Origin of the sequence: Synechococcus sp. R55.7, from assembly GCF_047461955.1 — a bacterium.
GTDB lineage: Bacteria > Cyanobacteriota > Cyanobacteriia > Thermostichales > Thermostichaceae > Thermostichus.
Genome location: NZ_JANSIC010000013.1, coordinates 8190 through 10416, shown reverse-complemented (window position 1 = coordinate 10416; position 2227 = coordinate 8190). Strand labels below are relative to the sequence as shown.

The window sequence follows — 2227 nt, the reverse complement described above, 5'->3', positions numbered from 1 at the left end:
TCGGCTAAGCTTGGCTTGGCCAGTTGTTCCCTCCTGTCGTCTAGCTCTCTATGCCAGACTACAAGGCTCTCGCCCATCTTTTGATCGAACCGCTGCTCAGCAGCGCCTCTCTTCAAATGGATGTGGAAACCACCTGTGGCGGGCGAAAGGTATGGCTGCGGCTGGCCTTTGACCCGAAGGATCGGGGGCGGGTATTCGGGCGGGGCGGGCGCACCCTGCAAGCGATTCGACAGGTGATGATGGCCGCAGCTCAGTTGGCAGGTCAATCTCTGTACATCGATATCTACGGAGAGGCGGGAGAGCGGAATCGGGAGGAGCGGGAATGAGCCAAATTCTCACCTTTCTGGGCAAGGGGGGCACAGGTCGGAGCACCTTGGCCGTGGCGGCAGCTCGGGCCGCAGCCCAGCAGGGGCGGCGGGTGCTGTTGGTGGGCCATCAGGCGGGGCCGGGGCTGGAAATGCTTTTGGGCGGGATCCCGCTTTCCGGCGAGCCGGTGACCATTGCTGCCAACTTGAGCGTGGTGCAGTTGCGGACAACCCAGCTGCTGGAGCAGTTCTGGACGGCGGCCAAAGAGCTGGAAGCCCGATACGTGCGCACCCCCTTTTTCCGGGAGATCTACGGCCAGGAACTGGGGGTGTTGCCGGGCATGGATCAGGCCCTGGCCCTGGAAGCTCTGCGCCGTTACGATGCCAGCGGCCAATACGACTGCATTCTCTACGATGGGCCAGGGGATCTGACCACCTTGCGGGCCTTTGGGATCCCGGAGGTGGCCAGTTGGTACTGGCGGCGAGCCTCCCAAGCTTTTTTGGGATCCGACTTGGCCAAAACCCTGCGACCCTTTGCCGAGCCCTTGTTGCGTTCGGTAAGCACCGTGGAATTTTCCTCCCTGGAGGATCTGCCAGAGCGGTTGGGGGGCATGACCAACCTTTTGGAGCAGGGACGACAGGCTATTGCCAATCCGCGCCGCGTGTTGGCCCACCTGGTGACCACCCCTGACCCGATGGCCGTGCAAACCGCCCGTTACCTTTGGGGGAGTGCTCAGATGGTGGGGCTGACGGTGGGTGGCCTCTGGGTTACCCCTCTGGCTCCGGGAGAGGTCTCGGCCGCCGATTTTTTCCCGCTGACACTACGAACACTCCCCCTGCGTCAGGGATCCGATTGGTCGGCTTTGGAAGCGGCAGTAGGAGGGATGTTCGCCGTGCCGGATGTGCCGCCGCCCGTGGCCATCGACGAGGGAGCCCGTACAGTCAAGCTGTTTATTCCCGGCTTCAGCAAGGCCCAAATCGAGCTGAGCCAGTCAGGCCCGGAGCTGACCATTACCGCCGGGGATCAGCGGCGCAATTTGTTCTTGCCCCCCAGCTTGGCGGGTCGGCAGGTGACCGGGGCCAAGTTTCAAGAACCCTTCCTGGTCATCAGCTTCGGCTAAAACGATCCCCAGTTGTTCCCCTCTGTTCGCGTTAGCGGTATGGAGTCCTTGGGAGAGAGCGATGTTGGCCAAACGGATCATTCCCTGTCTGGATGTGGCGGCAGGGCGCGTGGTGAAAGGGATCCAGTTTGTGCAATTGCGGGATGCCGGGGATCCGGTAGAGCTGGCCCAGGCTTACGATCAGGCAGGAGCCGATGAGCTGGTCTTTTTGGACATCACCGCCACCCACGAAGAGCGGGAGATTTTGTTGGAAGTGGTGCGGCGCACCGCAGAGCAGGTGTTCATTCCCCTCACGGTGGGAGGAGGGATCCGCGATCTGGAGGGGATCCGGCAACTGCTGCGGGCCGGGGCAGACAAGGTCAGCCTCAACTCGGCAGCGGTTCGGGATCCTGATCTCGTGGCTCAGGCCAGCCGCTGGTTTGGATCCCAGTGCATTGTGGTGGCCATTGATGCTCGCGCCAAACCGCAGGGAGGGGGATGGGAGGTATACGTGCGCGGGGGGCGGCAGCCGACGGGGCTGGACGCGGTGGAGTGGGCCAAAACCGTGGCCGAACGGGGGGCAGGGGAGATCTTGCTCACCAGCATGGACGCCGATGGCACTCAAGCAGGCTATGACCTGGAGCTAACCCGGCGGGTGGCCGAGGCGGTGTCGGTGCCGGTGATTGCCTCAGGAGGAGCAGGGGAGTGTGCTCATATCCGCCAAGCTCTGCAGGAGGGAGGGGCGGAAGCGGCTCTATTGGCCTCGCTGCTCCACTATGGCCGGCTGACGATTGCGCAGATCAAAGCCGACTTGGCCGCCCA

General features: G+C 63.1%; 3 protein-coding genes. All 3 read left to right on the top strand.

Annotation, left to right across the window (positions count from 1 at the left end):
* The first annotated feature begins 50 nt into the window (after positions 1 to 50).
* A complete protein-coding gene (locus NW820_RS01575; RefSeq protein WP_011432102.1) occupies positions 51 to 326 on the top strand; it encodes a KH domain-containing protein in 276 nt (91 codons plus the stop codon).
* Positions 323 to 1426, top strand: coding sequence for an ArsA family ATPase (locus NW820_RS01570; protein WP_414383712.1), 1104 nt, complete (start codon positions 323 to 325; stop codon positions 1424 to 1426). The genes NW820_RS01575 and NW820_RS01570 overlap by 4 nt, the downstream gene beginning before the upstream one ends.
* Before the next feature lie 61 nt (positions 1427 to 1487).
* Positions 1488 to 2227: imidazole glycerol phosphate synthase subunit HisF (gene hisF, locus NW820_RS01565; RefSeq protein WP_414406496.1), on the top strand; the 740-nt coding region annotated here is incomplete at its 3' end.

Coding starts and splice junctions, on each gene's coding strand:
- NW820_RS01575 (WP_011432102.1), top strand. CDS start 51: ATGCCAGACTACAAGGCTCTCGCCCATCTTTTGATCGAACCGCTGCTC.
- NW820_RS01570 (WP_414383712.1), top strand. CDS start 323: ATGAGCCAAATTCTCACCTTTCTGGGCAAGGGGGGCACAGGTCGGAGC.